Raw genomic sequence first — 3,762 nt, 5'->3', positions numbered from 1 at the left:
ATATAACGGTGTTTGAGTCATCGAGATCGAACCATCTATAGGTGGCAAGGTCGTCGATGAGGTTTGATTCACTACACCAGGAGTGGCAGCAGGAGTGACAGCAGGTGTTGGTGCGGGTGCAGGAGATGCTTCTTTATGCGATTTGTTGTAGTTGACCATAATCACAATACCCAATAGCAGTGCTGCAGTTATGGCAATAATCTTTTTCATTGTACGATCACCCTCATTCCGTTATTGTTGTCGTAATGTGATGGTTACGCCCACGGAATTAAGATGCCCACTTCTAATAAAGAAAAACCTCTGAAGTAATAACTCCAGAGGTTGGTTGTGGATATACGTTAGAACAGAGTAGCGGGTACAATCTTCCTTCCGCCTTTGACCAAGGTGGACTGGATCATATCCCCCTTCCCTCCGGCAAAATAAAGCTGCCAATACACACCAAACCGAACACTTACATCATTTTTTACTAGTTCAGGAGGCGTGACGATCAACCATTGAAAGCGCAGCGCCTTAGAAATTTCGAAGACGGGATCGAGCACGTTATTGGAGACCATCTCTCCGAATGGATTATCATAGCAGAAGACGGTCCAGCCCTTATTCTCCCGATTCACCCGCTTGTGAGTCATGATCATCATCGCCACGAGCAGCTGGACCGATTGCCGCTGGCCTCCACTACCCACAGCTTCATCCAGCGACCCGCGATTGATTACTTCCCAATCGGAGTAATGATAATCCTCTGGACGGGTGTATAGAAAGTAATTTTCCGTAACGGGCTTGTACACTTGCAGTGTTGGGAATCGATTCTGCATGGCTACATACACCATACGTCCATCATTAATCATCTCTTTCATGACACTTGGCGGAACATCTTCAATTTTTGCATGCTTTTGGAGCAGCCCTTGAATACAACGATTGAAATACTCCGTGATCAGTGGCTCAACATCCTCGGTCGACTTGGGAACGTTAATGTTTTTGTAGTTGAACTTAACAAGCGGAAAGGCATACTCATTCTCATTATGAATGATCATCTTTCGTTCCATTCGTTTCAATACTTCAACCACTTGAATGACCCGTTTCGAGGCACGGCCGACCCACAGCTGCCGCGCGAGCTCCATCCCGTCCTTATCCGACTTAATGCCCTCGATCTGATCCTGCGAACTGCGCATGAGTGAATCCAATACTTGGTCGGCAAGTACGAAGTCATCCCAATGAATCGAGTTTAACCGCTCCTGGATTTTCGCCTCCAACTCGGCATTCCAGCCGCTCTTGGTAATCTTCACACTCAGAGCCGTTTTCTCACTTTTAACTTTGCGGGAAAGCTCCTCACGTTGTTCGCGACATTGCTTCATCGTTCGAATCCACTGTCCAACCAAGGCCTCACAGTTGCTCCAGAGCGATTGTCTCATCTCTTCCGGTACATCTTGACTGTCGACTGTACCATCAACAAAGGCTGCGATAATCTTATGCTGGTTCGAATACGTTTGAATCCGTTCTGCAACTCCATTCAACAAGACTCTGCATGTTTGGATCGTGCGCTTGTTCTCCTCGCTTCGTTCCACAATATCGTCTTCCAGTTGTTGGAGTGAGGGTGAACCTGTCCAGAGTTCCACAGATCGGCCAGCATGCTTCTCCTTTATCTCCCGTTCCTTCCGGTTCAGTTCCTCCAGCAGTTGTCCAGCACGTTCATCACATMGAATATAAGCATCATGAATCAATTGGTGGTCCTCATCCAGATTGGCGGTCTCAGCACGCTGATTCAATTGGGCAGCGCCAATCATAGCGACGGATTCAACGGGCTCATCGGATTGCTTCCAATCCTTCTCAATGGCATCCAGAGCCAACTCGATCTCTTCCATCCGTTCTCTTGCACTTGCAATCTGTGYAGTTCTGGTTCGAATTTCAAGTTCATTCTGCGTCAATGTTTGTTGCATACCTTCATATTGCACTAACAATTGCACTAATAGATCTTGTTCCTCTGTTCCAATGGAAGGGCTTTCCGTATCCGACTTGGTCTCCTCATGCATTGGAAACGTAATATCCGGGATACAAGCCTGCAGTCGCGGGAATATCGTATGCTTGGTCTTCCCCAGCCACTTGTCCCGGGATTGTACGATGACCGTCAACTTCAGCTTGGAATGATTGATGCTTTGTACGATCTCCTGTAAGTCCTTCTCAAGCTGGGTGATCCGGTCGATAAGATTACGTTTGTCCAAGAGATGGGTCTGATTCAACTTCGTCCGATCGAGCCATTGTTGCAAGGCCACAGATCGGCTCTCTAGCTCCTGCTTCGTGGCTTCAGCAGTTGCAATCTGGTGAGCATATTGCTGAAGAGCATCGTGATTGTGTTGCTTCTGCTCACGCAGATTCGCCTGCTGTTCCTTACTCTCATTCATCTGTTCCATTAATTGTGCCAGCTTACGATGCAGCGATCGACTCGTTTCACCTCGGAGCAATCGCTCGTATTCTTGCTGCGCACTCTTCAGCTTGGCTAAGTACGCTTCCGAATCGTGCAGCTCTTCCTCCAGTCGCTTCGATTGGGCTTGAATCCCGTCCCTCCATTGCTGGAACATACCGGGATCGAGCACCATCTGTGGACCTAGATTGGATAGCAGCCTGAATGCCACTTGCTGTACCTCTGCCATCTCTTCCCGAATGAAGATGGGAACCGCTGACTTCAATAGAACTCCCTTCAGCAGATCTGGCGTTATTTTATAGGACTCACGCTTGGTCACAATCAAGCTATACGGCAGAAGCGGGTGCCGTTCCAACTCCTCATGTCGTTCGGTTTGTGACAGGTCGTTCAAGTATGAGCTACCCAGCATACAAGTAATCTGATTCGATTCAAGAACATCTCTAGCAACACTAACATCGGCATTAGGCAGCCAATACGAATGGTGTTGTAGCTCCACATCGACCAACTGGCTGTAATACTCTCGCCTAACCCGCTTCACTTGATGGGTATGATCATCGATCGCTCGAAGAAATCGAGCCTGAATATCTCCTACTTCTTCGAACAATCCGGCTGTCCCCAAGCGGGTATGTTCGTCATACATACCTAACAAGACTACAAGCTGCGACCACAATTGGGATTCCTTGCTCTGTTGCTCCTCAAGTGTTACTTGCAGTACAGCTCGACTGCTTTCTTGATGGAGAAGCTTCTCTTCCAAGGCAGCATACGCTAGATGGATGCTAAGCTTCATTTCTTCAGCCTTCTTCAGCAGTTCGACGAGTGTATGAAGTTCATCAATCAGCAGTTTGGAAGCTGTCTGAACTCGACCTAACGCTGCTGAAGGAGACGAAGCCGCATCTGTACCATATTGGGCTGTAAAGTGGATCAAGTCCTCGTTGTATTGGCGAATCAACTTGGTCAGATCGGTCTGCAGATTTTCCAGGCCACCTAATTCTCGGACTTTCTTTTCTTTATCCGTTCCCAGTGAATTTTCCTCATCCGCCAACTCTTYCATTTTGCGCTGGAACTTTGTCATCATTTGCTGCCAATGCAGGGATACGATGCCCCATTGGTTGAGCAAATTGAGTCTCGATTGCTGGACMGCCTCTTGCTGCTCCTTCAACTCCATGGAGCTTTCGATGGCCGTAATCTCGTTCTGGAGCCTGGTCACACCATTCCGTTGCATGCTTCGTTGAGCAAGGTGGAAAGCTACTTGAAGTGCCTTCTCCTTCGCTCTGGACTCTTGCAGTCGTCCGAGAGCCCGCTTTTTATCGAGTTCCAGTTTTTTATGGTCTTGCTGCAATTCGTCATAG

At 48.0% G+C, this 3,762-nt stretch carries 2 protein-coding genes; both read right to left on the bottom strand.

All coding sequences use genetic code 11. From position 1 onward, the window contains the following. Positions 1–210: hypothetical protein (locus AC1DWB_RS32050; protein ID WP_477545150.1), on the bottom strand; the 210-nt coding region annotated here is incomplete at its 3' end. A 128-nt stretch (positions 211–338) separates the two neighbouring features. Next, positions 339–3,762 (bottom strand): coiled-coil domain-containing protein (locus tag AC1DWB_RS32045; protein ID WP_477545149.1); only part of this gene is annotated, 3,424 nt, incomplete at its 5' end.

This window comes from Paenibacillus sp. P4_E11, from assembly GCF_056401635.1.
Note: the sequence above shows the minus strand (reverse complement) of the source record. Positions and strands in the feature narration are given on the sequence as shown.